General features: G+C 64.3%; 22 protein-coding genes. 8 read left to right on the top strand and 14 right to left on the bottom strand.

The window, feature by feature from the left end; translation table 11 throughout:
• From LY632_RS01370 to LY632_RS01360, 3 genes are read right to left on the bottom strand one after another with little or no spacing between them, the layout of a single operon-like run.
• On the bottom strand, positions 1 to 645 hold the full coding sequence (locus LY632_RS01370) for a CoA transferase subunit B (RefSeq protein WP_234092026.1): 645 nt from the start codon (positions 643 to 645) through the stop codon (positions 1 to 3).
• Entirely contained in the window at positions 642 to 1607 is a 966-nt protein-coding gene (locus LY632_RS01365; protein WP_234092025.1) for a hypothetical protein, read from the bottom strand. The genes LY632_RS01370 and LY632_RS01365 overlap by 4 nt, the downstream gene beginning before the upstream one ends.
• A 7-nt stretch (positions 1608 to 1614) precedes the next feature.
• On the bottom strand, positions 1615 to 2322 hold the full coding sequence (locus LY632_RS01360; RefSeq protein WP_234093281.1) for a CoA transferase subunit A: 708 nt from the start codon (positions 2320 to 2322) through the stop codon (positions 1615 to 1617).
• A gap of 245 nt (positions 2323 to 2567) precedes the next feature.
• Here LY632_RS01360 and LY632_RS01355 point away from each other — a divergent pair, with 245 nt between their 5' ends.
• Entirely contained in the window at positions 2568 to 3251 is a 684-nt protein-coding gene (locus LY632_RS01355; RefSeq protein WP_234092024.1) for a class I SAM-dependent methyltransferase, read from the top strand.
• Between the two features lie 283 nt (positions 3252 to 3534).
• Complete coding sequence (locus LY632_RS01350; protein ID WP_234092023.1) at positions 3535 to 5841, top strand: CDC48 family AAA ATPase; 2307 nt, start codon at positions 3535 to 3537, stop codon at positions 5839 to 5841.
• A gap of 8 nt (positions 5842 to 5849) precedes the next feature.
• Here the strand turns inward: LY632_RS01350 and LY632_RS01345 are convergent, their stop codons facing one another.
• Together LY632_RS01345 and polA are read right to left on the bottom strand one after the other, a co-directional pair.
• Positions 5850 to 6953, bottom strand: a complete 1104-nt coding sequence (locus tag LY632_RS01345) for a mechanosensitive ion channel family protein (protein ID WP_234092022.1) — start codon at positions 6951 to 6953, stop codon at positions 5850 to 5852.
• 279 nt (positions 6954 to 7232) lie between these two features.
• Positions 7233 to 10109: a DNA polymerase I gene (gene polA, locus LY632_RS01340; RefSeq protein ID WP_234092021.1), complete on the bottom strand. Its 2877-nt coding sequence runs from the start codon at positions 10107 to 10109 to the stop codon at positions 7233 to 7235.
• A 222-nt stretch (positions 10110 to 10331) separates the two neighbouring features.
• Here polA and LY632_RS01335 point away from each other — a divergent pair, with 222 nt between their 5' ends.
• Positions 10332 to 10601: a hypothetical protein gene (locus LY632_RS01335; protein WP_234092020.1), complete on the top strand. Its 270-nt coding sequence runs from the start codon at positions 10332 to 10334 to the stop codon at positions 10599 to 10601.
• Positions 10602 to 10685: 84 nt separating this feature from the next.
• Here LY632_RS01335 and LY632_RS01330 read toward each other — a convergent pair whose 3' ends face one another.
• Positions 10686 to 11660, bottom strand: coding sequence for a serine hydrolase (locus LY632_RS01330; protein ID WP_234092019.1), 975 nt, complete (start codon positions 11658 to 11660; stop codon positions 10686 to 10688).
• A gap of 256 nt (positions 11661 to 11916) precedes the next feature.
• Between LY632_RS01330 and LY632_RS01325 the strand changes: the two genes are divergently transcribed.
• The 3 genes from LY632_RS01325 (at position 11917) to LY632_RS01315 (ending at position 17012) form a co-directional block, all read left to right on the top strand.
• Positions 11917 to 13281, top strand: a complete 1365-nt coding sequence (locus LY632_RS01325; RefSeq protein ID WP_234092018.1) for a phosphotransferase — start codon at positions 11917 to 11919, stop codon at positions 13279 to 13281.
• Positions 13282 to 13284: 3 nt separating this feature from the next.
• Positions 13285 to 14571, top strand: a complete 1287-nt coding sequence (locus LY632_RS01320; protein WP_234092017.1) for an acyl-CoA dehydrogenase family protein — start codon at positions 13285 to 13287, stop codon at positions 14569 to 14571.
• A 125-nt stretch (positions 14572 to 14696) separates the two neighbouring features.
• Positions 14697 to 17012: a DUF305 domain-containing protein gene (locus tag LY632_RS01315; protein WP_234092016.1), complete on the top strand. Its 2316-nt coding sequence runs from the start codon at positions 14697 to 14699 to the stop codon at positions 17010 to 17012.
• Between the two features lie 70 nt (positions 17013 to 17082).
• Here the strand turns inward: LY632_RS01315 and LY632_RS01310 are convergent, their stop codons facing one another.
• The 3 genes from LY632_RS01310 to LY632_RS01300 all read right to left on the bottom strand — a co-directional run bounded on the left by LY632_RS01310 (position 17083) and on the right by LY632_RS01300 (position 20268).
• On the bottom strand, positions 17083 to 17490 hold the full coding sequence (locus LY632_RS01310; protein WP_234092015.1) for a host attachment protein: 408 nt from the start codon (positions 17488 to 17490) through the stop codon (positions 17083 to 17085).
• 112 nt (positions 17491 to 17602) lie between these two features.
• The gene (locus tag LY632_RS01305; RefSeq protein WP_234092014.1) at positions 17603 to 18544 is read right to left on the bottom strand and encodes a copper resistance protein B; all 942 of its coding nucleotides are present in this window, start codon (positions 18542 to 18544) and stop codon (positions 17603 to 17605) included.
• Positions 18541 to 20268 (bottom strand): copper resistance system multicopper oxidase, encoded by a 1728-nt coding sequence (locus LY632_RS01300; protein ID WP_234092013.1) that lies wholly within the window; start codon positions 20266 to 20268, stop codon positions 18541 to 18543. Before LY632_RS01300 ends, LY632_RS01305 begins: the two co-directional genes overlap by 4 nt.
• A 50-nt stretch (positions 20269 to 20318) precedes the next feature.
• On the opposite strand from LY632_RS01300, the gene LY632_RS01295 reads away from it, so the two are divergent.
• A complete protein-coding gene (locus LY632_RS01295) occupies positions 20319 to 20603 on the top strand; it encodes a metal-sensitive transcriptional regulator (protein WP_234092012.1) in 285 nt (94 codons plus the stop codon).
• The gene (locus LY632_RS01290; protein WP_234092011.1) at positions 20600 to 21346 is read left to right on the top strand and encodes a MauE/DoxX family redox-associated membrane protein; all 747 of its coding nucleotides are present in this window, start codon (positions 20600 to 20602) and stop codon (positions 21344 to 21346) included. Before LY632_RS01295 ends, LY632_RS01290 begins: the two co-directional genes overlap by 4 nt.
• 182 nt (positions 21347 to 21528) lie before the next feature.
• On the opposite strand, the gene groL is transcribed toward LY632_RS01290, so the two are convergent.
• The 5 genes from groL to rplJ all read right to left on the bottom strand — a co-directional run bounded on the left by groL (position 21529) and on the right by rplJ (position 26348).
• Positions 21529 to 23166 (bottom strand): chaperonin GroEL, encoded by a 1638-nt coding sequence (gene groL, locus LY632_RS01285; RefSeq protein WP_234092010.1) that lies wholly within the window; start codon positions 23164 to 23166, stop codon positions 21529 to 21531.
• A 117-nt stretch (positions 23167 to 23283) separates the two neighbouring features.
• A complete protein-coding gene (gene groES / locus LY632_RS01280) occupies positions 23284 to 23571 on the bottom strand; it encodes a co-chaperone GroES (protein WP_234092009.1) in 288 nt (95 codons plus the stop codon).
• A 126-nt stretch (positions 23572 to 23697) separates the two neighbouring features.
• The gene (locus LY632_RS01275) at positions 23698 to 25053 is read right to left on the bottom strand and encodes an MATE family efflux transporter (protein WP_234092008.1); all 1356 of its coding nucleotides are present in this window, start codon (positions 25051 to 25053) and stop codon (positions 23698 to 23700) included.
• Positions 25054 to 25382: 329 nt separating this feature from the next.
• Positions 25383 to 25760, bottom strand: a complete 378-nt coding sequence (gene rplL, locus LY632_RS01270) for a 50S ribosomal protein L7/L12 (RefSeq protein WP_234092007.1) — start codon at positions 25758 to 25760, stop codon at positions 25383 to 25385.
• 72 nt (positions 25761 to 25832) lie between these two features.
• Positions 25833 to 26348, bottom strand: a complete 516-nt coding sequence (gene rplJ, locus LY632_RS01265; RefSeq protein ID WP_234092006.1) for a 50S ribosomal protein L10 — start codon at positions 26346 to 26348, stop codon at positions 25833 to 25835.
• Positions 26349 to 26631: the final 283 nt, after the last annotated feature.

Raw genomic sequence — 26631 nt, 5'->3', positions numbered from 1 at the left:
TCAGCCCAGCGCCACCTCGTAATGCGCCGTCGTGCTGGTGGCGATGTCTTCCACGCTGACGCCCGGTGCCAGTTCGATCAGCCGGAACGGGCTGGCGTGATCGGCGCGGTGGAACACGCATTTGTCGGTGATGATCATGTCCACCACGTTCCGGCCGGTCAGCGGCAGGGTGCAGGCGGGGATGAACTTGGGGCTGCCGTCCTTGGCATTGTGCTCCATGACCACGATGATCTTCTTGACCCCGGCGACAAGGTCCATCGCACCGCCCATGCCCTTGATCATCTTGCCGGGGATCATCCAGTTGGCGATGTCGCCGTTCTCGGCCACCTCCATCGCGCCGAGCACGGTCAGATCGATGTGTCCGCCACGGATCATCGCGAAGCTTTGTGCACTGTCGAAATAGGCGCTGTGGGGCAGTTCGCTGATGGTCTGCTTGCCGGCATTGATGAGGTCAGGGTCGACCTCGTCATTATAGGGGAAGGGGCCGATGCCGAGCATGCCGTTCTCGCTCTGCAGTGTTACCTGCATCCCTGCCGGGATATGGTTCGCCACCAGCGTCGGGATGCCGATGCCGAGGTTGACGTAATAGCCATCCTGCAATTCCTGCGCGGCGCGGGCGGCCATTTCGTCGCGGGTCCAGCTCATTCTTCGGGTCCTTCTTTGGGGGTAGCCGTGTCCGTTGTCGCCTCGGATTGTGGCTGTGAAACGGGGGCGAGGAACCAGCCTTCGCCCAGCATGGCATCGAGACCGACGGCAGCGTCGGGGTTCTTGAGATAGTCGAACAATTCGTCGAAATCGGCGCGCTCGTCGCCCAGCATGGCGATCAGGCAGCGTTCGGAGGAGGCGTCCTCGCGCCGGGTCTGCTTGCGATCCTCCGGATAGCGCAGCAGCAGCAGACGGTCCTTGCCAGCGAGATCGAGCCCGCTGCGCTTGAGCCAGTTGCGCACGTCACCGGCGCGGTCGGCCGTGAGCGAGGTACCCCACACAATTTCGATCTCGGCCGCGCGCAATTTGGCAAGGGCATCGGCCAATGCGGAATGCTGGATCGGGCGCGCCGGATCGAATGCGCCTGCGGCCGGATCGAGATCGATCAACACCGAATTGCCGACGAAATTGCACGGCGCGCGGTCTGGCACCAGCACGCCGGGACGGGCCAATAGCGCCGATTGGCGGACCTCGCCCTTGAGCGGATCGAGCGCGGCGACGCCGAGTGCATAATCGGCGAAGGCGGCGAAGGCGGCGAAAGTGGCCTGTTCGGCTGCGCCGGGCACGGAGGGGGGCAAGGCCCGGGTGGTAAGGCTGCCGCTTGTCACAACCTCGATGCCTGCACCCAGGTCGAAGCGACGCAACGCTTCCTGCGTCTCGGGCAGCAGAGCGCTTGCTGCGGGGTCGCTTTGCGCGGGGCTGGATGCGTTTGCAGTGTTGGTTGGTGCTGGCGGCGTAGTCAGGGAAACCTCGGCATCGGCATCGGCATCGGTCTCGGCATCGCGCTCGCTGCTAGCGCGCGCGGTGGTTATCGCCGCTCCTGCGGCAAGCGGGATCACCGCCGCAACACAACCTTGCAGCGCCGCCGCAAAGATCAGAGGAAGTGCAAGCCGCAGTCGCATGGCCGGGTCAGGCCGCCTCCCTTTCGCGGACCGTGCGGAATTCGATCTTCTTGTCGTAAGGCGCGCCGACGATCATCCGCTGGACATAGACGCCGGGCAGATGGATCGCATCGGGATCGAGCGACCCGGCGGGCACCACCTCTTCGACCTCGACCACGCAGACCTTGCCGCAAGTTGCGGCGGGCACGTTGAAGTTGCGCGCAGTCTTGCGGAACACGACATTGCCGGTCTCATCGGCTTTCCATGCCTTGACGATGGCGAGGTCGGCGAAGATGCCGCGTTCGAGGATGTATTCTTCTCCGTCAAAGACCTTGGTCTCCTTGCCCTCGGCCACCTGGGTGCCGACGCCGGTCTTGGTGTAGAAGCCGGGAATGCCGGCACCGCCTGCGCGCATGCGCTCGGCCAGCGTGCCTTGCGGGCAGAACTCGACCTCGAGCTCGCCCGCGAGAAACTGCCGCTCGAACTCCTTGTTCTCGCCGACATAGCTGCTGATCATCTTCTTCACCTGGCGGCTGCGCAGCAGCATGCCGATGCCTTCGTTGTCGATCCCGGCATTGTTGCTGGCGAAGGTCAGGCCCTTCACTCCGCTGTCACGGATCGCGACGAGCAGCCGTTCGGGGATGCCGCACAGGCCGAAGCCCCCGCTGGCGATCAGCATGTCGTCACGGAGCAGCCCGTCGAGGGCAGCGGCGGCGTCGGGATAGAGTTTCTGCATTTCGGTCCTCGTCATGCGCCCATGCGGCGCGCCGGCAGGTGATGCGGCGGCATAGCCAATGGATGGGGGGCTGTCATCCGCCCATCGGGCGCGCAGGCAGGTTAGTCGAGAACGACTTCCCGCGTTTGCGCCGAAGGCCCAGGAAAGGCATCATCCGCGGATTGCGGCATTGAGGGGAATGGATCATGCGACACGGAATCTGTTTTTTGGCAGCGGCTGGGCTGACGCTGGCTGTGCCCCTCTCGGTGTCGGCACAGACAGCCCAGAGCGTAGTCACGGCCAAAGATCGCAGCGAAGCCGATCGGGAGCAGGACGAGGGGCGTCATCCGGCCGAGGTACTGGCCTTCTCGGGCATCGAGCGCGGCGATGTCGTGGCCGATTTCATGGCTGGAGGTGGTTACTACACCGCTCTCCTGGCCGATCTCGTCGGACCGAAGGGCACGGTCTATGCGGTCAACCCGCTGTCGTTCCACAATCCCGAAGAGTGGGAGAAGCGGCTCGCGGCGGACAAGAACATCCGCACCATGGTGACCGATGCGCGGGCGATGCAACTTGCCCCGGGCAGCGTCGACAGCATTTTTGCCCATCTCGTGTTCCACGATCTCTATTTCGAGTCGGAGCGGTTCAAATTCCCCCGGCTCGATGTCGACTTCATGCTCGCCAACTGGTTTGCAGCGGTGAAGCCGGGCGGCACGGTGACCATCATCGACCACGTCGGTGCTGCCGGCGACACGCGCGAGATCGTGAACAGGGTCCATCGGATCGATCCGCAGACCGTCATCCGCGACATGACCAAGGCCGGATTCAAGCTTGTGGAGCAGTCCGACGTGCTGCGGCGCAGCAATGACGACATCGGGAAGTCGGTATTCGACGAGGGAATCCGCGGAAAGACCGATCGTTTCATGATGAAATTTCAGAAGCCTGCGTAATGGAGAGTCCGAGTGTTGCGTTAGATGCAACATTCAGAGAGCATTTCGCACTTGCACAAAAATGCGCGAAACCGCATATGGAGCAGGCCTTTCAGGCATCCTCTCCCAAACTTTCCAGCCCGGTTGGTTCTTCCAGCCGGGCTTTTTTCTTGCCCCGGGGCCGGGAGGGTCGGGGCGCGGCAAGGAACCGCCGGCCAACCCCCCGCATTTGCATAGTGCGGCAGCGCTCCCTAGCTAGGCGCTTCGTACTGATGCCGATGGATAGCAAGGGGAGCCGAACGGGATGTCCGACGCGGAAAGCGCAGTGAAGGAACGGCAGGCGCGCCTGCAGGTGGCGGCGGCCCGGCAGGAGGAAAGCGGCCAGGGCATTGCCCGCATGCCGCGCACCGCGTTCCAGACGCTCGGCATTACCGAAGGCGACGTTGTCGAAATCGAAGGCAAGCGCTCGACTGCGGCTATCGCCATGGCGGCCTATCCGGAAGACCAGGGTCTCGAAGTCGTCCGCCTCGACGGGTTGCAGCGCGGCAATGCCGAAGCGGCCTCGGGCGAGCATGTGATTATCCGCGCCGCCGAATCGCGCCCGGCCACCCGCGTCGTGTTTGCGCCTGCCAGTCGTGAAATGCGGTTGCAGGGGCCGACTCAGGCGTTGAAGCGCAACTTCTTCCGCAAGCCGATCGTGGCGGGAGACCTGGTCGCCACCACCGGCCAGCAACCGGTCCAGAACATGCCGCCCGAAGTGCGCCGCATGTTCAACGCCCCGGCCTATGCGCTGACGCAGATCCGCCTGCGTGTGGTGTCGACCGTGCCCAAGGGCGTGGTCCATATCGACGAAGACACCGAAGTCGAGCTCCGCGCGGAGTTTGAGGAAGCCAAGGCCGGCCGCGCCGTGGTCAACTACGACGATGTTGGCGGGATCGACGATACCATCCAGCAGTTGCGCGAAATGGTCGAGCTGCCGCTGCGCTATCCCGAACTGTTCACCCGGCTGGGGGTCGATCCGCCCAAGGGCGTGCTGCTGCACGGTCCGCCCGGAACCGGCAAGACCCGGCTGGCGCAGGCGGTCGCCAATGAAAGCGACGCGCATTTCTCGATCATCAACGGGCCGGAGATCATGGGCTCGGGCTATGGCGAGAGCGAGAAGGCGCTGCGCGAAGTGTTCGAGAACGCGGCCAAGAACGCCCCCGCGATCATCTTCATCGACGAGATCGACTCGATTGCGCCCAAGCGCGACCGCGTGGCGGGCGAGGCCGAGAAGCGGCTGGTTGCCCAGTTGCTGACGCTGATGGACGGACTCGAAACCCGTGCCAATATCGTGGTGATCGCGGCGACCAATCGCCCCGACTCCATCGACGAGGCGCTGCGGCGTCCGGGCCGGTTCGACCGCGAAATCGTGATAGGCGTACCCGACGAGAAGGGCCGCCGCGAGATCCTTGGCATCCACACCCGCGGCATGCCGCTGGGCAAGGAAGTCGACCTCGCCGAGCTGGCGCGGATGACCTACGGCTATGTCGGGGCCGATCTCGCCGCGCTGGCCCGCGAGGCCGCGATCGATGCCGTGCGCCGGATCATGCCCAAGATCGACCTCGATGCCCGCGAAGTACCGCAGGAGGTGCTGGAGGAACTCTGCGTCGAGCGCGACGATTTCTTTTCGGCGCTCAAGCGAGTCCAGCCCTCGGCCATGCGCGAGGTCATGGTGCAGATGCCCAATGTCGGCTGGGACGACATTGGCGGCGTCGGTGATGCCATAGGGAAGCTCAAGGAAGGGATCGAGCTTCCGCTAAAGAACCGGGATGCCTTCCGACGCCTGGGCATTCGTCCGGCCAAGGGATTCCTGCTCTATGGCCCGCCCGGAACCGGCAAGACCCTTCTGGCCAAGGCCGTGGCCAAGGAAGCCGAAGCCAACTTCATCTCGATGAAGAGCAGCGACCTGCTGTCCAAATGGTATGGCGAGAGCGAGCAGCAGATCGCCAAGATGTTCCAGCGCGCCCGGGCCGTGGCACCCTGCGTGATCTTCATCGACGAGATCGACAGCCTCGTCCCGGCGCGGGGTAGCGGGCAGGGCGAGCCGCAGGTGACAGGCCGCGTGGTCAACACGATCCTTGCCGAAATGGACGGGCTGGAGGAACTCCAGTCGGTGGTAGTGATCGGCGCGACCAACCGCCCGGCGCTGGTCGATCCGGCACTGCTGCGGCCGGGCCGGTTTGACGAACTGGTCTATGTCGGCACACCCGACAAGGCGGGCCGGGAGCAGATCCTCGGCATCCACACATCGAAGATGCCGCTCGCCGATGACGTCAGGCTGGCGGATATCGCAGAGAAAACCGAACGCTTCACCGGGGCTGACCTCGAGGACGTCGTTCGCCGAGCCGGCCTCAACGCGCTCCATCGCGCGGGCGCCGAAGTGAAGAATGTGACCGCTGCCGATTTTACCGAAGCGCTGGCCGACTCGCGCGCCACCGTGACCGGCGAGATGGAAGCCGAATACAAGAAGATGCAGGGCGAGCTGAAGAAGCGGGCCGCCGACGTGCGTCCGATCGGCTTCGTCTACGATGGCATGGTTTCTCCCACGCGCGACCAGAAGCACGGTTAGGCCAAAGGCTAGGGCGCTTCGGCTTCGGGCGCCTTGGCGTGGCCGCCGGGCAGTTCCAGCCGGTGCCGGATCAGCGCATCCGGCTGGTGCTCGCGCAGCCATGCCAACATGTGTTCGCGCAGGTCGCAGCGGAGCTGGAACAGGTCGCCGATGGTGGCTGAGCTGACCGACAGGCGCAGGGCTATGCTCTCGGGATAGGCATCGGTCATCAGCAGGTCCGCTGTCCGGCGATCCCACAGCGGGTGTGCGTCGACGAATCGTTCGAACTCGGCCCGGATCGGAGATATTTCGGCGATCGGGTCGAGATGAAGCATGACGGGGCCGGTCAGTTTCTCGTTCTTGCGCGACCAGTTTTCGAAACTGTTGTCGAGGAATCGACTGGTCGGGACAATCACGGCCCGCTCGTCCCACATTCGCACGATGATATAGCTCATCCGGATTTCCTCGACCCGGCCCGAGAATCCGTCGATCACCACGAGGTCGCCGATCCGCAGGGGCTCCGTCAGGGCCATCTGCAGGCCGGCAATAAGCGATTTCAGGGCAGGCTGGGCAGCGGCACCCACAGCCAGTGCTGCGATACCTGCCGAGGCAAGGACGGTGGTGCCGATCGCAGCGACCTGCGGGATGCTCAACAGCATCAGACCGACAGTGATAAAGACGATGACGAAAGTGGCCGTGCGCGACAGGATGGAGATGCGGGTCTTGCGGCTGCGCAGCGTCGCAATGTCCGCTACCCCGCCCTCCTCGCTTGTCTGGAGCCGGTATTCGAGACCCAGCGCGAAGGCCTTGACCAGCGTGTAGGCGATCCAGCCCAGCAGGGCCGGCCGTACGAAGCGGGCAATGGGTTCCCACACCGCTGCCAGGTTCTCGTTGGCACCAGCCACCAAAGTGATGGCAATGGCGATCATCGCCCATTTGACCGGGCGGCGGATCTTCTGCACCACAAGATCGTCCAGCGCGGTTTCCGATGCCCGTGCGAGCCGGGACGCGATGGCGAATATTCCGCGATAGAGCAGATAGGCTGCGGCGACAGCCAGGCCGATGATCAGCGCCGATTCGGCGATGGCGATCCAGTCCAAGGTCCAGTTCTGGGGGTTCAGTCTCTGCAACATGGGTGTGCGCCCTATTGGGGGTGGAACCGGCTTGCAAGCGAGGCGGCGCTTTGCACTTGACGCTTGCTTGACGAAGTTGACACCGTGTCAATTTCGCTACGGGATATTAAACATCGGATATATATACTATTTTCCCCATCAATCGCCGGATTGTGACGGTAAGGGAGCCCCGGGGGGCCGTGGCTGCCTGCGATGCGCATTCTCGAGGCCCGTCATGCCTGTACGATGGCACTACGGCCATGCTGTAGGACAGCGAAAAATGGTGGGCTTCATTGACCCTTAATGCGCCGCATCCCAGCTTGCGCCGGTCCCTATCTCAATGCCCAGCGGGACAGAGAGTTCCACTGCGGGAAGGGCCGCCTCGGTCATGACGCGCTCGATCACCGGGCTGGCGGCGGCGACATCGGCCTGGGGCAATTCGAACACCAGTTCGTCATGCACCTGCAGCAGCATCTTCACATGGCCCAGCCCTGCATCGTCAAGCGCCGGCATCATCCGGGCCATGGCCCGTTTGATGATATCGGCGCTGGTGCCCTGGATCGGGGCGTTGATGGCGGCGCGTTCGCTCCCCTGCCGTTCGGCCTGGTTGGAAGACTTGATGCGCGGGAACCAGGTCTTGCGGCCGAACAGGGTCTCAGAATAGCCCTTGGCCCGCACGCTTTCGAGGGTTTCGTGGATGTAATTCTGGATGCCGGGAAAACGCTTGAAATAGGTGTCGATGACCTCCTGCGCTTCTTCCGCCGTGACGCCCAGTCGCCCGGCAAGGCCCCACCGCGAGATGCCGTAGAGGATGGCGAAGTTGATCGTCTTGGCCCGCGCGCGGGTGTCGCGATCGACCGTGCCGTACATCTCCTTCGCAGTGCGCGCGTGGATGTCCTCGCCATGGGCAAAGGCTTCCTTGAGTTCCGGCACATCGGCCATATGCGCCGCCAGCCGCAGCTCGATCTGCGAATAGTCGGCGGCTAGCAGCACGTTGCCGTCCTCGGGCACGAAGGCCTCGCGGATCTGGCGTCCGATGGGGGTGCGGATCGGGATGTTCTGGAGGTTAGGATCGGTCGATGACAGCCGCCCGGTCTGCGCCCCGACCAGGCTGTAGCTGGTGTGGACGCGCCCGGTATCGGGGTTGATTGCTTCCTGCAGCGCCTCGGTATAGGTCGAGCGCAGCTTGGACAGTTGCCGCCATTCGAGCACCTTGGTGGCGATTTCCGCGCCCTGCGCGGCGAGCCCCTCCAGGATCGCCTGGTCGGTCGAATACTGCCCGCTCTTGCCTTTGCGCCCGCCCTTGTAGCCGAGCTTGTCGAACAGGATGTCACCCAGTTGCTTCGGGCTGCCGACAGTGAACTCCTCGCCCGCGAGACCGTGGATTTCGCCTTCGAGCCGGGCTGTTTCCCTGGCGAATTCCTCGGACAACCTGGCCAGCCTGGCGCGGTCGACCTTGATGCCGTGGCGTTCCATCCGGGCGACCACGGCGATCAGCGGGCGGTCGACCCGCTCGTAGACCCGTGTGCCGCCTTCGATCGAAAGCCGGGGTTTGAGGAAACCGTGCAGACGCAAGGTAACGTCGGCATCCTCGGCGGCATATTCGGTCGCCCGGTCGAGCGGGACTTCGCCGAAGGGGATCGCCTTCTTGCCGGTGCCGCAGACATCCTTGAACGCCAGCGGCATGTGGCCGAGATGGCGCTCGCTGAGCTCGTCCATCCCGTGACCGCCCCCGATGCCGTCCTGCGAGCGGCCGGCATCGAGATCGAAGCTGATGATCATGGTATCGTCGATCGGTGCGACATGGACACCGTAGCGCGCCAGCACGTTGAGATCGTATTTGATGTTCTGCCCGACCTTGAGCACGGCATCGCTTTCCAGCAGCGGCTTCAGCGCACCGAGGGCGGCATCGAGCGGAACCTGCTCGGGCCTCTCCGCAAACATGTCGCTGCTGCCATGACCCAGCGGAATGTAGCAGGCTTCGTTCGGCCCGGTCGCGAGGCTCACCCCGACCAGATCGGCCCGCATGGCATCGAGCGCACTGGTCTCCGTGTCCACCGCGATGGTCCGCGTGGCGAAGCATTTGGCGATCCAGTGCTCGAGCCGCTCCATCGTCTGCACTGTTTCATAAGCGCTGCGATCGATCTCGGGCAGCTCGGGCAAGGGCTGGCTATTGCTGTCGCTCGAGGCCGCCGCGCCGCTGTTTTCGGGCTTGGCCGGGTTGAGATTGGTGGCCCGCTCGGGGCTGCCATGCCCGGCACCCAGCCGTTTGAGCAGCGAGGTAAAGCCATGCTTCTCGAGGAAGGCGGCGAGCGGCTCGCCGGGAATGCCGCTCAGTCGCATGTCCTCCAGCGCGATGGGGAGAGGACAGTCTTCCTTCAGCGTCACCAGGATGCGGCTGAGTTCGGCATCCTTGCGGTGCTCGATCAGGCGTTCCTTGAGCTTGGAGGGCTTCATTTCCTGTGCCGCATCGAGCGCCGCGGCCAGCGAACCGTGTTCCTGGATCAGCTTGGTCGCGGTCTTGGGACCCACGCCGAAGATACCGGGAATATTGTCCACGCTGTCACCCATCAGGGCCAGCACGTCGCCGACCAGTTCGGGCCCGACGCCGAACTTCTCCTCGACCTCGGGAATATCGATCCGCTGGTTCTTCATCGTGTCGAGCATATCGATGCACCCGCCGCTGGTGACGCCCGGCTCGAGATCGTTCTCGGCGCATTGGCCGACCAGCTGCATCAAGTCCTTGTCGCTGGAGACAATGGTAACGTCCCACCCCTTGCGCGATGCGGCACGGGCGTAGGAGGCGATCATATCGTCGGCTTCGACGTTCTCCTCCTCGATCAGCGGCAGGCTGAAGGCGCGGGTGGCATCGCGGATCAGCGGGAATTGCGGGACCAGATCCTCCGGCGGATCGGGGCGGTTGGCCTTGTACTGGTCGTAAATCTCGTTGCGGAACGATTGGCTCGACTTGTCGAGCACCACGGCGAGGTGGGTCGGTCCGTCGGCCTTGTCGAGATCATCCGCCAGCTTCCAAAGCATGGTGGTATAGCCATATACCGCGCCGACCGGCGTGCCCTCCGGGTCGGTCAGCGGTGGCAGCCGGTGATAGGCCCGGAAGATGTAGGAAGACCCGTCGACGAGATAGAGATGCTGCTTGGTGTGTTCGGTTTCGGGCATGTCGCCCTGCTAGCAGGCGCGGCGCGGCAGGACAGCCTGTTTCTTGCAACCGGCGGCGTTGTCAAATGTGGCAAAATACGACCAATTGTGGCGAAAGCGCTTGCCTTGCCATATTCTTGCCACTATTTAGCACGGCAGAAGCCAACCTTTTTCGGGAGGTTTCTCCGGCCTGGCACGATGCCGGGCAGGGATACCCACTCGCTAGAGTAAGGAATTGAAACTATGCGCAAGATCGCTCTCGTCGCCGCCGCTGGCGCCGCTGCCCTGACCCTCGCTGCCTGCTCGCAGGAAACCACCGAAGCTGCTGACGCCACCGTTGAAGGCGCTGCTGCCGACATGGAAGCGAACGCTGAAGCTGCTGGCGACGCCGTCGCTGAAGGCACCGAAGCTGTTGCCGACGAAGCCGCAGAGGGCGCTGAAGCCGTTGCTGACGGTGCCGAAGCTGCTACCGATCAGGCTGAAGATGCTACCGACGAAGCTGCTGCTCAGTAAGCCTTTCGGTATTTCCGGACAAGAGAAGGGCGGTGCCTCGCGGCGCCGCCCTTTTTCCATGCTTCAAGCTGCCGGCTTCGGCGCTTACTCGCCGCCGTAGCCCGCGCTGGCATATTGCCGCTTGGGCGCATCGACGTATCCATCGTAAAGCGCGCGGGCAATCTCGGCGATCTTGGCTTCGCGCTGGCCCCGGCTACCCTGCCCGGTGACATAGATCGCGACGGCGAAAGCACGGCCATCGGGTAGTTTGACGATCCCCACGTCGCTCGAGGTGTTGTTGAGCGAACCGGTCTTGTGCAGCACCTGCGCATCGCCCGGGATCATGGCCGGGATGCGGCGCGAACCGGTCACAGTCCGGCTCATCGCGCCGAGCAGGACATCACGGCTTGCCTTCGTAAGGAAGCGGCCCTGGTAAAGCCCGGCGAGAAGATCGACCATGGCGCGCGGCGTCGCGCTGTCACGGCGGTCGATATAGGTCGCGGGGTCATACTCACCGTCGTCGCGCACGAGCGTGGCAATGTCGCGGTCGAGGCTGAACTCGCGGATGCCGTTGCGCCGCGCCCAGTCGTTGACGACCTTCGGGCCGCCAACCACCTTGAGCAAGGCGTCGGTGGCCGGATTGCTCGAACGCGTAATCATGATTTCGATCAGATCGATGGCCGGCATGTAATTGCCCGCGCGCACCGGGGCTGCCGCGCTGGAATACTTCTTCGATGCTGTCGGGATCATCAGCGGGAATTCGCTGGTCAGGCTCCAGCGACCCTGCTCCACTCCCTCGAGGAACACCGCCGCAACGGCGATCTTGCTGGTGCTGGCCATGGGGAAGCGCTGGTCGCCCAGGATCGAGATTTCCTGACCGCTTGAAAGGTCGATCGCGGCAACGCCGATCCGTCCGGCAGAGCCATCGGCCAGCATGGCGATGCGCTGTTCGAACGGGGTTTCATAACGCGCTTCGAAGCTCTGCGGCTTGCGTGTCTCGGTGCCGAAGGTGCTGTCGAAGACGGCTTCGAGTTCAGTGCCGTCGGCATGGGCCGGAACGGCGGCGAGGCTGGCTGCCATTGCGGCGGCAGCCGTGGCAATCCTGAAAAAGCGCGATATCATGGACCCGAGTATTACCCCCGTATGCTTTACGGGAGGTTACACAGGCGCAGGCCGATTTCTTCAACAGGCTTGAGACGGAATGTGACCTCACTGCGACAGATGATTCCGTTGCGCGGCCCGATTGATGCCTTGGTGCGAAAACAACCATCCGAAATCCGTTTCGATTTGATACTTTGGCTTGTCGAACGCGGCCTGCGCTGCAACGATTGTACCGATGGGAGAGAGTGACGCGATTCGCACGCTGGAAGGCGGGCTGGCCACGGCGATGGCCCGCGCGGGCTATTCGGACATTTCCGGGCTGCGCCGACTGACCGGCGGGGCGACCATGGAAAGCTGGCGCTTTTCGGCGGGCGGGGAGGATTACGTCCTCCGCCGCGCGCCCAGCCTCGCCTTCATGGAGGGGCGGCCCTACGGTCACGATGTCGAGGCGGCGGTGATCCGCGCGGCGCATGGGGCCGGGGTCAAGGCACCGGAAGTGATGGTCGAGCTGGTGCCGGATGACGGCATCGGCAGCGGTTTCGTGATGCGGGCGCTGCCCGGCACGCCCGACCCCAAGGCGATCCTGGCGATGGAGCAGCCGGACCAGTTGCTGCGCGAAGTCGCGGGCGATCTGGCACGGATCCATTCGCTCGATCCCGCCCGGCTCCCGGCCTCGATCCCGACGATGGACTATGCCGAAGGCATCGCGGGGATGCGCCAGCAGTTCGAGGATGCCGGCGGCGACCGCCCGATCATCGCGCTGGGGCTGCGCTGGCTGACGGACCATGTGCCGGATGCGGCGACGCCGGTGCTCAACCATGGCGACTACCGGCTCGGCAATATTCTCGCCGAGGATTCGCACCTCACCGGCGTGCTCGACTGGGAACTGGCCCATTTCGGCGACCGGCACGAGGACCTCGCCTTCGGTTGCATGGCAGTGTGGCGCTTCGCCCGCTACGACCGGCCCGCGCTGGGGTTGGGCGCGCTGGAGGACTATTTCGCCGCCTACGAAGCGGCGGGCGGCGCGCCGGTGGACCGGGAGCGGTTCCGCTTCTGGATGATCTACCGCACCGTGTGGTGGGCGCTGGGGTGTCTGCGGATGGCCAGCTTCTGGCGCACCGGTCAGGACCGGATGCTGGAGCGGGTGGTGATCTCGCGCCGGACGAGCGAGAACGAACTCGACTTGCTTCTGTTGCTGGAAGAGGATGCGCCCGCCGCTCTGCGCGACAGCAAACTTGAAGTCCTGCCCGATGACGCGACCTGTCAGGAGACGCGTCGTGGCGAGGCCGGATTTGGCGAAATCGCCACGGCAATTGCGGAATGGCTGGCGACCCTCAAGGACAAGGTCGAATGGCACGACAGGTTCCAGCTGGCCGTGGCCCGCAATGCGCTCGGTATGCTGGCACGCGAGGATCGGCCGTTTCGCAGACCAGTGACCGATGCCGGGCTTTGCGCTGACATTTTCGCCGGAACCACGAATTTGGCCGAGCGCGACCTGCTGAACGAGCTGCGCCAGCGCGCGCTCCAAAAACTTGAGACCGATGTGCCCAAATACCCTGCGCTTGCCGTTGCGCGGAATAAATGGACTGGAGAGGACTAAGCGATGGATTTCACCGTACCGCAGGCGCTTGAGGACTATTACGCCGAGCTCGAGAAGTTCATCGAGGACAAGATCATCCCGCTCGAGCAGGCGGACGACAATATCCGCTTCTTCGACCATCGCCGCGAATGGGCGCGGACCGATTTCGAGAACGGCGGCCTGCCGCGCCACGAGTGGGAGGATCTGCTGCGCCAGTCGCGAAAGGCTGCCGACGAGGCGGGACACTGGCGTTTCTCCGCGCCGAAGAAATACGGCGGCCAGGATGGCTCCAACCTGTGGATGGCGGTTATCCGTGACCGCTTTGCAGCGCGCGGGCTGGGGCTGCACAACGATCTGCAGAACGAACACAGCATCGTCGGCAATTTCCCCTTCGTGGCCATGTTCGAAACCTTCGGCACGGAGGAGCAGAAGCAGGAGTTCATCCTCGGCGGCTTCGAGGGGACGCGGCGTGTCGCCTTCGGCCTGACCGAGCCGCATCACGGCAGCGACGCGACCTTCATGGAAACCAAGGCGGTGCGCGAGAGCCGCGACGGAGTCGATGGCTGGCGCATCGATGGCGAGAAGATGTGGATCACCGGCATGCATGTCGCCACCCACTGCGCCATGTTCGCCCGCACCGGCGGCAAGGATGGCGACGCCAGCGGGATCACCTGCTTCCTCGTCCCCAACCCCACCCCCGGTCTCGAAATCGAGGAATGGATGTGGACGTTCAACATGCCGACCGACCATCCGCGCCTGAGCGTCAACAATGTCTGGGTGCCCGACAGCGCTATCTTGGGCGTCGAAGGGCGCGGCCTAGCGCTGGCGCAGAGCTTCGTCCACCAGAACCGCATCCGCCAGGCGGCCAGCTCGCTCGGCGCAGCCAGCTACTGCGTCGAGGAAAGCGTCAAATACGCCCGCCACCGCAAGCCGTTCGGCGAGGAACTGGCGCGCAACCAGGCGATCCAGTTCCCGCTGGTCGAGCTGGCGACCCAGTGCGAAATGCTCCGCCTGCTGATCTACAAGACTGCCTGGGAAATGGACAACATGCCGCATGAGGAGATCGAACGGACGATCTCCGACAAGGTCAGCATGTGCAACTACTGGGCGAACCGGCTGGTGTGCCAGGCGGCCGACCGGGCGATGCAGGTACACGGCGGGATCGGCTATTCGCGGCACAAGCCGTTCGAGCACATTTACCGCCACCACCGCCGCTACCGCATCACCGAAGGGGCGGAGGAAATCCAGATGCGCAAGGTCGGGGCCTATCTGTTCGGCTATCTCGGGCCGAAACGCGGCAAGTATGGCTAGGGAGGCGGGGCGGGGCACTTCGCCACTGGCCATTGGTGCCCCGCCACAAGTCGTTCGCAGAAGTTCCGCTTGACGCGAGGCCGGCCTTGCCTGCCATATCGGCGCTCAACTCTGGGGATTGCCACATGACCATTTCGCTGCGGGCGCTTGCCGCCACCCTCCTGCTTTCGACCTCTGCCGCCGCGCTCGCCCAGCCCGTCGCCATTGTCCAGCCCGGTGCCCCGGGCCAGCCGGCCAAGGTGCTGACGCCCGAACAAGCCATCGATCTGGCCGACATGCGCTACTCCCCCGGCGATGTCGCCTATATGCAGCACATGATCCTGCACCACCAGCAGGCGATCGACATGACGGCGCTGGTCGCCGAGCGTACCACCGATCCCGATATTCGCCGCATCGCCCGCCGGATCGAGGCCAGCCAGGCCGACGAGATGAAGTTCATGATGGACTGGCTGACCAGCCGGGGCGAGCCGACCGCCATGCCTGCCATGGGCAAGGAAAGCATGGATCACGGCGACCACATGGACCATCCGATGCCATCCGCGGGCAAGGGCATGGTGATCATGGAAGGCATGGCCACGCCCGCGCAGATGGCCGCGCTGGCGGCTGCCGAAGGGATCGCTTTCGACCGGCTGTTCCTGCAGCTGATGATCGCCCACCACCGCGGCGCAGTCGACATGACGCGCAACCTGCTCAATTGGTACGGCACCGCCTCGGACCCCGAAATGAACCAGTTCACCGCCGATGTGATGAGCGACCAGAACGCCGAGATTACCCGCATGAACAAGCGGCTGGCGAGCATTTCGGAAGATCCCCGGGCGACGCTCAAGGCGGGTTTCCGCGATGCAGGCGAGGCGATTTCGGGCCTGAAGAAGCTCGCCAGCCTCGAGAAGCCGGCCGGCTTCTTCGATCCGGCCAACCCGGCCGGATTGCAGCCCCTCGCCGCCAAGTCACGCAAGGCCAAGGCTGAGGAAGCGAAAGCCGAAGGTGCGGAAAAGCCCGCTGCGGCCGAAAAGCCCAAGCCTGCCGCCGACCCCAACGATCCGCTGGCCCTGGCCGAAGACGAGCGCGAGCCGGAAACGCCGAAGCTGTCGAACCGCGGCTCGATGCTCGATTTCGCCAACACCGATATCGCTTTCTCCGGCGATCTGATGATTGCGGGCAATTATCACGGCTTCAACATCTATCGCCTCGACGCCGACGGAATGCCCGGGCTGATCAGCTCGGTCGTCTGTCCCGGCGGGCAGGGCGACGTTTCGGTTGCCGGCAATCTGCTGGTGATGAGCGTCGAGGAAGGGCGCGGGCGGGTCGATTGCGGTTTGCAGGGCAATATGGAACGCGCCACTGCCGAGCGTTTCAGGGGCCTGCGCATCTTCGACATTTCCGATCCCGCCTTGCCGCGCCAGGTCGGGCAGGTGCAAACCTGTCGCGGTAGCCACACCCACTCGATCGTCAGCGTCGATGACCGGCGGCTGATCGTCTATGCCTCGGGCACTGGCGGGGTCCGCCTGGGCGAAGAGCTGGCGGGCTGCACCACGCTTCCGGGTGACGATACCGCACTGTTTTCGATCGACGTGATCGAAGTGCCGCTGGCCAATCCGGGCCAGGCTCGCATCGTCGATCGCCCGCGCGTGTTTGCGGCGGAAGGCCAGATCGCCGGCCTGTGGCGCGGCGGCGATCACGGCGAAGGGACGCAGGAAACCGCCGAGACCGACCAGTGCCACGACATCACTGTGTTCCCGTCGAAGAAGCTGGCCGCCGGGGCGTGTTCGGGCAACGGGATCATACTTGACGTGTCCGACCCGCTCAAGCCGAAGCGCATCGACGACGTGACCGACAAGGGCTTCGCCTACTGGCATTCGGCCACCTTCAACAACGATGGCACCCAGGTGCTGTTCACCGACGAATGGGGCGGCGGCGGGCGGCCGCGCTGCCTGGCGGGCGACCCCACCAACTGGGGGGCCAACGCCTTCTACGGCGTCGAGAACGGCAAGCTGGTCTATCGCGGCACCTACAAGCTGCCCGCCCCGCAAAGCGACAAGGAAAACTGCGTCGCCCACAACGGGTCGATCATCCCGGTCCCGGGACGCGATATCTTCGTCCAGGCGTGGTACCAGGGCGGGATCAGCGTGATCGACTTCACCGACCCGGCCAACGTGCAGGAAATCGCCTATTTCGACCGCGGGCCGGTGGACAAGGACCAACTGGTCACCGGCGGGTACTGGTCGGCATACTGGTACAAGGGCCGCATCTACGCGACCGAGATCGCGCGCGGGCTTGATGTCTTCGCGCTGGAGCCGAGCGAGTTCCTGACGGCAGAGGAAATCGCGGCCGCCGAAGCGGCCATCTACCCCGGCGACGTGTTCAACCCGCAAACGCAGACGCAGGTGACCTGGCCTGCCGATGTGGTCGCTGCAGCGGAGGCAAGCCGCAAGGGCGGCTGAGCCGGCAGACGAAAAGGGGGCGGGCGAGCATCGCTGCTGCGCCGCCCCCTAACGTTGTTTGTGCTGCTCGTTACGCCTCTTCCAAAGCGCGAACGATTTCTTCGACTGCACTGTTGGTCAGGGTCGAATCAATCTCGCCGACCAGCGCATTCTGCAGCTCGGTGTGGTAGTGCCGCCGCATCTCGCCCAGACTCGAGGGATCGGCGATGATCGCGATCTTCTCGATCGTGCCGGCGATCGCCATGCTGTTGAGCCTTTCGGCGACGCCCGCCGCATGGCTCAATTCCTCGAGATGCCGGCCGCCGTCATTGCGGTTGGTCGCTTCATGATCGCGGATGCCGGCGCTCTTGTTGGTTGCATCGACCTCGTCGGCCGAAATGCCCTCCAGCTTGATTGCGTCGCCCCGACCGGTGTTCCGGAACAAGCGGAACTGTGTGCCGTCGACGACGGCGACATGGGCGTTTTGCGGAAGTCGCATGGATTGGTTCTCCTGATTGCGGGTGTCGGGAAAACAACGGCCCACCGCGCGGTTGGGTCCTGTACGGCCGTTTCCTAAGCATGAATTGTGTTCGGCGCCGGGTCGCGCTGCGTCAGAACCAGGTTCGCACGCCCAGCACCACGGCGAAACCGTCCGGGTCCTCGCCTTGCGCGCGGGCGATATCGGCGCTCTGGCCCAGCTTTGCCTCGTATTCCACGCCGACATAAGGGGCGAATTCGCGCACGATTTCGTAGCGGAGCCGCAGCCCGGCTTCGAGCTTGGTGAAACCGGCACCGAGATCGCGTTCGGGAATGTCCTGGGCCGCCAGCTCCAGTTCGGCGCGCGGCTGGAGAATCAGGCTCTGGGTGATCTTCTGGTCGTACTCGCCTTCCAGCCGCGCCGTCAGATCGCCCCGGTCGGACAGGAACAGCGCCCCATCGACATGGAACATGTAGGGCGCGAGTCCCTGTACACCGAGCACGAGGTGACTGCGGCTCTCCGGCTCGAGATCTAGCCGCGCCCCCGCCTGCAAGTCGAAGAACGGCCCGATGGCGCGGCTATAGAGCAGCTGGACTTCGGCATCCTCGACCGCGCCGCCCGGTTCGCCTTCGCCTTCGGTCTTGACGAACAGCTTGTCGAGATCGCTGCCCCACCAGCCCTGCGCGTCCCAGACGAAGCCGTCCTCACCGCTCTTCACCCGCGCTTCGAGCCGCTCGACCAGCAGCACGCCGGTGGTCATGCTGCCATGCTCTTCGCCAAGCTTCTTGCGCGAAGGCGCCATGGCCTGCTCGCCCCATATCGCGTCGGCGGCATGGCGCGGGCCTTCGAAGGTGGCGGCGGGAGGCGGAACGTCGGCAGCCGGAGCGCCGTGATCCATCTCGCCGTGGTCCATGTCCCCGTGGTCCATGGGCTCGGCGGGCGGAGGCGCAGGCGTGGCGGCCGGCGGCATGTCGTGCCCGGCATGCGGGTCATGCGATCCGTGATCCTGTGCGGCAAGCGGCGCTGCCAGCGCCAGCGCCAGCAGCGGGAGCGCGAGACGGGCGGTTCGCATCATGCCTTCTCCGGGAACGGCCGCACCGTCACCACCTGCATCATCCCGGCGTGCATGTGATATAGCAGGTGGCAGTGGAAGGCCCAGTCCCCCGGCTCGTCGGCGGTCAGGTCGAAGGTCGCGCTGCCGCCCGGCTGGACGATCACCGTATGCTTGCGCGGCTGGAACATGTCGTGCGGGTCCTTGCCGTTGACCAGCTCGAAGAAATGGCCGTGCAGGTGGATCGGGTGCGCCATCATGGTGTCGTTGACGAGCTTGACCCGGACCCGTTCGTTATAGGCGAAGCGGATCGGATCGTCGGTGACGGCGGTGAACTTCTTGCCGTCGAAGCTCCACATGTACCGTTCCATATTGCCGGTCAGGTGGATCTGCATGGTCCGCTCGGGCATCCGGTGCGGGTTCATCGTTTTCGACCTGAGATCGGTGTAGCGCAGCACCCGGTGCGGCACATTGTCGAGGCCGAGCCCGGGGAAGTCCATCCGGTCGACCGGCATCGGCGCGATCATATCGACGCCGGGGCCGACTTCGACATCGGGCGGCACCAGCGACTTGTCGCGCATGGAGTGGTCCATGCCACCGTGGCCGCCATCGCCATGATCCATCCCGCCCATGCCCATATCGGCCATGGTCAGCGTCGGCACTTCGCGCAGGCCAGGCGCGGTCGCCTTGTGGCCCGGATGCGAGGTCAGGCTGGCCACGCCGATGCCGCTGCGGTCCATCGCCTCGGCCACCAACGCGTGGCTGCCGTCGGGCGGGGTGACGACGACGTCATAGGTTTCGGCGGTGCCGATCTGGAGCTCGTCGACGGTGACCTCCTTCACATCCTGCCCGTCGGCCTGGATGACTGTCATCGGCACGCCCGGAATGCGGATGTTGAAGAAGCTCATGGCCGAGCCGTTGATGATGCGCAGCCGCACCTTCTCGCCCGGCTTGAACAGGTATTCGAGATTATCTGCCGGGCCGTGACCGTTGATGAGATAGGTGTAGGTCGTGCCGTTGACGTCGGCGATGTCGCGAGGGTTCATTCGCATCGCGCCCCACATGCGGCGTTCTTCGCCCGACATCTCGCCTTCGGTCGCGGTCATCATGTCGCGGTTGAAGTAATGCTCGCCGACCTTGAGCTTGCGCATGATCTCGTGCGGATGAAGCGGGGTGAACTCGCTCAGCAGCACGACATAGTCGCGGTCGAAGCGATTGTCCGAGCCGTCCTTGGGCTCGATGATGATCGGGCCGTAATGCCCCATCTGCTCCTGCAGGCCCGAATGGCTGTGCCACCAATAGGTGCCGGCCTGCCGGATCGGGAATTCATAGGTGAAGGTCTCGCCCGGCTTGATCCCGGGGAAGCTGACGCCGGGTACGCCGTCGAACTGGAACGGCAGCAGCAGCCCGTGCCAGTGGATCGAGCTGTCCTCGTCGAGGTTGTTGGTGACGTGCAGCCGCACGTTCTGCCCTTCCCTGAGCCGGATCAGCGGGCCAGGGATCATCCCGTCGACCGCAATTGCGTGCCCGCTGCGGCCCCCCGTCGAGAACTTGGCATGGCCGATGCCGAGGCGAATATCCTCACCCGAATAGGTGCCGAAGCCTTTCTTCGCCTCGTGACCGTGCATCGATCCGCCCTTGGCCCAGGCCGGGACGGGCAGGGCCGAGGCAGCAGCGAGCGCAGCGGTGCTGGTGATAAGGCCGCGGCGGGACAAGGTGACCGGGGCAGACTTGATGATTCTGTTCATGGCGCCTATATATACCCCCATAGGGTATATTGAAAGAGGGTCTTTCGGCCATGTCGGAACCGCATTGCAAGGATACGAAGAGCACCGTCAACCGGCTTAACCGCATTGCAGGGCAGGTCCAGGGCGTGGTTCGCATGATTGAGCAGGACCGTTACTGCATCGACGTGCTGACCCAGATCGCCGCGATCAAGTCCGCGCTGGCCAAGGTCGAAAGCGAAGTGCTCAAGCGCCACGCGGCATCCTGCGTCGCCTCGGCCATCGCCTCGGGCGACGAGGCCGACCAGCGCGAGAAATTCTCCGAGCTGATCGACCTGATCGAAAGGACACGCAAATGACCGGCAAGACCGCAACGCTCTATCGCATGGTCCTGCCGGACCACCTCTGCCCCTCGGGCCTCAAGGCCAAATGGCTGCTCGAGAGCGAAGGTTATGAGGTCGAGGACCATCCCTTGCTGACCCGCGAGGAGACCGATGCCTTCAAGGCGCAGCATGACGTCGCGACCACTCCGCAGGCATGGATCGGCAATGAAAGGATCGGTGGCTATATCGATTTGCGCAAGCACTTCGGCCGCCGTGTGCTGGAGAAGGGCGAGACCACCTATCGCCCGGTCATCGCCCTGTTCGCGATGATGGCGCTGATGGCGGTCGCTGCCGCCTATGTCGCGACGGGCCAGCCGATCTCGGTGCTGTCGGCGGAATGGTTCGTCAGCTTCTCCATGTGCGGCCTCGCCTATCTCAAGCTGCGCGATGTCGAGAGCTTCTCGACCATGTTCCTCAACTACGACCTGCTGGCGCGGCGCTGGGTGCCCTACGCCTATATCTACCCCTTCGCCGAAGGGCTGGCGGGCGTATTGATGACGGCGCATGCGTTCGACTGGCTGTCGATCCCGGTGGCGCTGTTCATCGGCACCGTGGGCGCAGCGAGCGTGTTCAAGGCGGTCTATGTCGACCGCCGCGAGCTCAAATGCGCCTGTGTCGGCGGCGACAGCAATGTGCCGCTCGGTTTCGTCTCGCTGACCGAGAACCTCTTCATGATCGGCATGGCCGTGTGGATGCTGGCCAAACCGATGGCGATGTGAGGATCCGAATATCGCCGAAAAAGCAAAAGGGCCGGGATCGCTCCCGGCCCTTTCCTGTTTCCGTCATCCCAGCGAAAGCTGGGATCTCTCTCGGCTGGGTCTGACCCAGCGGTATGAGACCCCGGATCCCCGGATCAAGTCCGGGGCATGCAAGTCCGGGGTGACGATCCTGTTGGGGATCGTCAGAAGCCCATACCGCCCATGCCGCCCATGTCGGGCATCGCCGGGGCAGGCTTGTCTTCCGGAGCTTCCGAAATCGCCGCTTCGGTGGTGATCAGCAGGCCGGCCACCGAGGCTGCGTCCTGCAGTGCGGTGCGCACCACCTTGGTCGGGTCGATCACGCCGGCCGCCACGAGGTTCTCGTAGGTGTCGGTCGCAGCGTTGAAGCCCTGGGTCTCGTCGCCTTCGCGCAGCAGATTGCCCGAAACCACCGCCCCGTCATGGCCGGCGTTCTCGGCGATCTGGCGGATCGGTGCGAGAATCGCCTTGCGGACGATGTCGATGCCGCGGGTCTGGTCGTCGTTGATGCCCTTGAGGCCTTCGAGAGCCTTGGTGGCATAGAGCAGCGCGGTACCGCCGCCCGGGACGATGCCTTCTTCCACCGCCGCGCGGGTTGCGTGGAGCGCGTCATCGACGCGGTCCTTGCGCTCCTTCACTTCGACTTCGGTGGCACCGCCGACCTTGATCACGGCCACACCGCCGGCGAGCTTGGCGAGACGCTCCTGCAGCTTCTCGCGATCGTAATCGCTCGAGGTGTTGTCGATCTGGGTGCGGATTTCGCCGACGCGGGCCTTGATGTCGGCTTCGTCACCGGCACCGTCGACGATGGTGGTGTTGTCCTTGTCGATGGTGACCTTCTTGGCCTGGCCGAGCATGCCCAGCGTGACGTTCTCGAGCTTGATACCGAGATCTTCGCTGATCATCTCGCCCTTGGTCAGGATCGCGATGTCCTGCAGCATGGCCTTGCGGCGATCGCCGAAGCCCGGAGCCTTGACGGCCGCAACCTTGAGGCCGCCGCGCAGCTTGTTGACCACGAGGGTCGCCAGCGCTTCGCCTTCGATGTCTTCGGCGATGATCAGCAGCGGACGGCCCGACTGGACCGCGGCTTCGAGCACCGGCAGCATCGACTGCAGGTTCGACAGCTTCTTCTCGTGGATCAGGATGTACGGGTTTTCGAGTTCGACCGTCATCTTTTCCGGGTTGGTGATGAAGTAGGGGCTCAGATAGCCGCGGTCGAACTGCATGCCTTCGACGACATCGAGTTCGAACTCGAGGCCCTTGGCCTCTTCCACGGTGATGACGCCTTCCTTGCCGACCTTCTCCATCGCTTCGGCGATCTTCTCGCCGACTTCGGTGTCGCCATTGGCCGAGATGATGCCGACCTGGGCGATTTCCGAGGAGCCCGAGACGTCCTTCGAACGGCCCTTGAGGTCTTCGACGACCTTGGTCACCGCAAGATCGATGCCGCGCTTGAGATCCATCGGGTTCATGCCGGCGGCAACCGACTTCATGCCTTCGGTGACGATGGCCTGGGCCAGCACGGTGGCGGTGGTGGTGCCGTCACCGGCCGCGTCGTTCGCCTTGCTGGCGACTTCGCGGATCATCTGCGCGCCCATGTTCTCGAACTTGTCTTTCAGTTCGATTTCCTTGGCGACGGTGACGCCGTCCTTGGTGATGCGGGGGGCGCCGAAGCTCTTGTCGATCACGACATTGCGGCCCTTGGGGCCCAGCGTGACCTTGACGGCATTGGCGAGGGTGTCGACACCCTTGAGGATGCGTTCGCGTGCGTCGCGCGAGAATTTCACGTCCTTGGCAGCCATTGGTGTTTCTCCTGTTTCGTCATCCCAGCGCAAGCTGGGATCGGGTTCGGCCCAGCGGGGCCTTCGAATGATTTACAAAGCGGCTAGAGACCCCTGCTTTCGCAGGGGTGTGCGTGATCAGCTGATCACGCCCATGATGTCGCTTTCCTTCATGATCAGCAGCTCCTGGCCGTCGACCGTCACTTCGGTGCCGGACCACTTGCCGAACAGCACGCGGTCGCCGGTCTTGACGTCGAGCGGGATACGCTCGCCATCGTCGTCGCGGGCGCCGTCGCCGATGGCAACGATCTCGCCTTCGCTCGGCTTTTCCTTGGCGCTGTCGGGAATGATGATCCCGCCGGCGGTCTTTTCTTCGGCTTCGATGCGACGGACCAGGACGCGGTCGTGCAGCGGACGAAATGCCATGATGTGACCTCTTCGTTTGAAAGGTTGGAATGCGCTTGGCACTCCCACCATGAGAGTGCCAACGCGGCGCAGATGGGTGTGCGGCGAGGGAGAGTCAACAACCGGGCGGCAAAAATTTTTTGCCTTTCAGCCGGCCTTTGCGGTGAGGCCCAGCACCTCGCGCCGCGCCCAGCGGCGGGTCAGCAGGAAGGCTGCAAAGACCAGGCCGGTGGCAAGGCCGATCCATACGCCGGTCCCTTGCAGCGGGGTGTAGAAGCCGAGCCAGATGGCAACGCCATAGCCAGGCACCCAATAGCTGAAGATCGCGATCCACATCGGTGCGCGGGTATCCTGCAAGCCACGCAGGGCTCCGGCTGCTACCGCTTGCACCCCGTCGAACAGTTGGAAGGCGGCCGCCACCAGCATGTACTGCACCGCGAAACCGACCATGGCCGCATTCTCGGGTGCCAGCGGGTCGACGTAGATACGCAGCAACAACAAGGGTGCGAACAACATCAGCGCAGCCGGGATAGCCATGAAGCCAGCCGCCATTGCCAGCCCGACCCAGCCGGCGCGACCGATAGCTTCCCGGTTGCGTGCACCATAGTGATACCCCACCCGGATCGTCGCTGCCTGCCCGACGCCGAACGGCACCTGGAAGGCAAGCGCGGCAATTTGCAGTGCGACCGTATGTCCGGCCAGCTCCGATGCGCCGATCCGGCCCATCAGCAGCGCTGCGCCGCTGAACAGTCCGGCCTCGGCGATGATGATGATCATGATCGGGCTGCCTAGCCGCAGGATTTCAACGAGGCGCGACCATTCGGGCCGCCACCAGTTGCCGAAGATACGGTAGCGGCGCAGGCGGCGATCGGTGCGGATCGCTACGAGGTAGCTCGCCAGCACGAAGAGCGAAGTCAGCACACTGGCGAGTGCCGAGCCCTCAAGCCCCAGCGCGGGCGCACCGAGGTTGCCGAACACGAACATCCAGTTGAACAGCAGGCTTGCCCCCAAGGCTCCGCCGGTGATGGCGGTGGCAAAGATCGGCCGGCCCAGTGCCGATACGAAATTGCGCAACACATTGGCGAGGATCATCGGCACCATCGCCCACATGATGACTTGCAGGAAATCGCCCGCACGTTCAGCGAGGTGCGGTGTCTGGCCTGTCAGCAGCAGCAACCGCTCGCCGTTCCAGCACAGCGCCATCCCCACCATGCCGGCACCCACCGCGACCCACAGCCCCATGCGCACCGAACGGCGCACTTCGCGCACTGCATGGCCCTTGCGGCCCAGCTCCTCCGCGATCAGTGCGGCAACGATGCCGGTGAGGCCGGAGAATGCCCACATCAGCAAGCCGAACAGCGCGATCCCCAGCGCCGAGGCAGCCAGTTCGATTTCGCCAAGCCGGGCGACGAAGATCACGTCGACGGCATGGACAAGCATCTGCAGCAGGTTGGCGAGCGCCAGCGGCCACGCCAGCCGGAAGGTGGCGGCGATCTCGGCCATCCACGGGGAAGCCGAGGCTGGGGAAGAGGCAGGCGCGTGCGTCATAAAGCCGTCCCGGATAGGCGCGAGGAAGCCCGGCTTGAAGCGATCCCCTGGCCCAGGTGCAACTTCAGTCCCCCACAGCGGCGCATTTGCCACAGCACGCGTGTCTGGGGAGAAACCGTGACACAGCTATGGCAGCGGGGCCGCGGTCGGGGGGATAGGACCAATCGAAATCTGACGGCCCGAACCAAAAGGGCGGCGCCTTGCGGCACCGCCCTCCTGTGATCTCGCGAGGGAGATCGAAGCGTAAGCGCCCCTGCGGGCAATGGCTTGCCTGAGCGAGCCCCTTACTTGAGCTCGACGGTGCCGCCGGCTTCTTCGATCTTCTTCTTGATTTCTTCTGCTTCGGCCTTGTTGACGCCTTCCTTGACGGCCTTCGGCGCGCCTTCGACGAGAGCCTTGGCTTCGGTCAGGCCCAGGCCGGTGATGGCGCGGACTTCCTTGATGACCTGGATCTTCTTGCCACCGTCGCCGGTGAGAATGACGTCGAATTCGTCCTTCTCTTCAACCGGGGCAGCGTCGCCACCACCAGCAGCCGGGCCGGCAACAGCAACAGCAGCGGCGGCGCTCACGCCCCACTCTTCTTCCAGTGCCTTGGCGAGTTCAGCTGCCTCGAGGACGGTCAGCTTCGAAAGTTCTTCAACGAGAGCCTTGATATCGGCCATTGTACGTACTCCAATAATGGTCGGGGTGCTTGTGGCTGGCCCCGGTGGAATGTCTGTTCTTGCGAAAACCGCTTACGCCGCGTCCTTGGCGCCATAGGCACCGAACACACGTGCGAGCTTGGCGGCGGGGGCGTTGACGACCTGGGCGACCTTGGTCGCCGGGGCGTTGACGAGACCCACCAGCTTTGCGCGCAGCTCGTCGAGGCTGGGAAGGGCGGCGAGCGCCTTGATCCCGGCTTCGTCGAGCACCTGACCGCCCATTGCGCCGCCGACGATCTCGAGCTTGTCGTTCGTCTTGGCGAAGTCCACCGCAGCCTTGGCTGCAGCAACCGGGTCGGTCGAATAACCGATCGCGGTCGGGCCCGTCAGCATGTCAGCCATGCCTTCGTAAGCCGTGTCCTTGAGGGCGATCTTGGCAAGACGGTTTTTCGCAACCTTGTAGGAAGCACCAACGTCACGCATCTTCAGGCGCAGGTCGGTGGACTGGGCCACCGTCAGGCCGAGGTTGCGGGTGACAACCACCACGCCCGCCTCGTTGAAGACTGCATTGAGCTGGGCAACCGCGTCGGCTTTTTGCGAACGATCCATGCCATACTCCTTCACTATGACCGGGCGAAATGGCTCCCGCACGGCCGGCTCAATTCGCTCCGCCGCTCATGCGGCGCAGCACTGTGTCCAATGATGGGGAAGGAGGGCGCATACACGCCAGATGGCCACCTGTATGGAGGGGGCCGGAAAACTCGTTTCCCCGTCTAGGCTGGAAATTAAGAAGGCCAGATTGCCTTCACCAACTGTCTCGGACGGATGAACCGCAGAATCGAAGAGACCCGCCGTTCGGGGGCGGGCCTCTAAGGATTCGGGCGCTGCTGTC

Source organism: Erythrobacter sp. SDW2 (genome assembly GCF_021431965.1).
Classification (GTDB): domain Bacteria; phylum Pseudomonadota; class Alphaproteobacteria; order Sphingomonadales; family Sphingomonadaceae; genus Parerythrobacter.
Note: the sequence above shows the minus strand (reverse complement) of the source record. Positions and strands in the feature narration are given on the sequence as shown.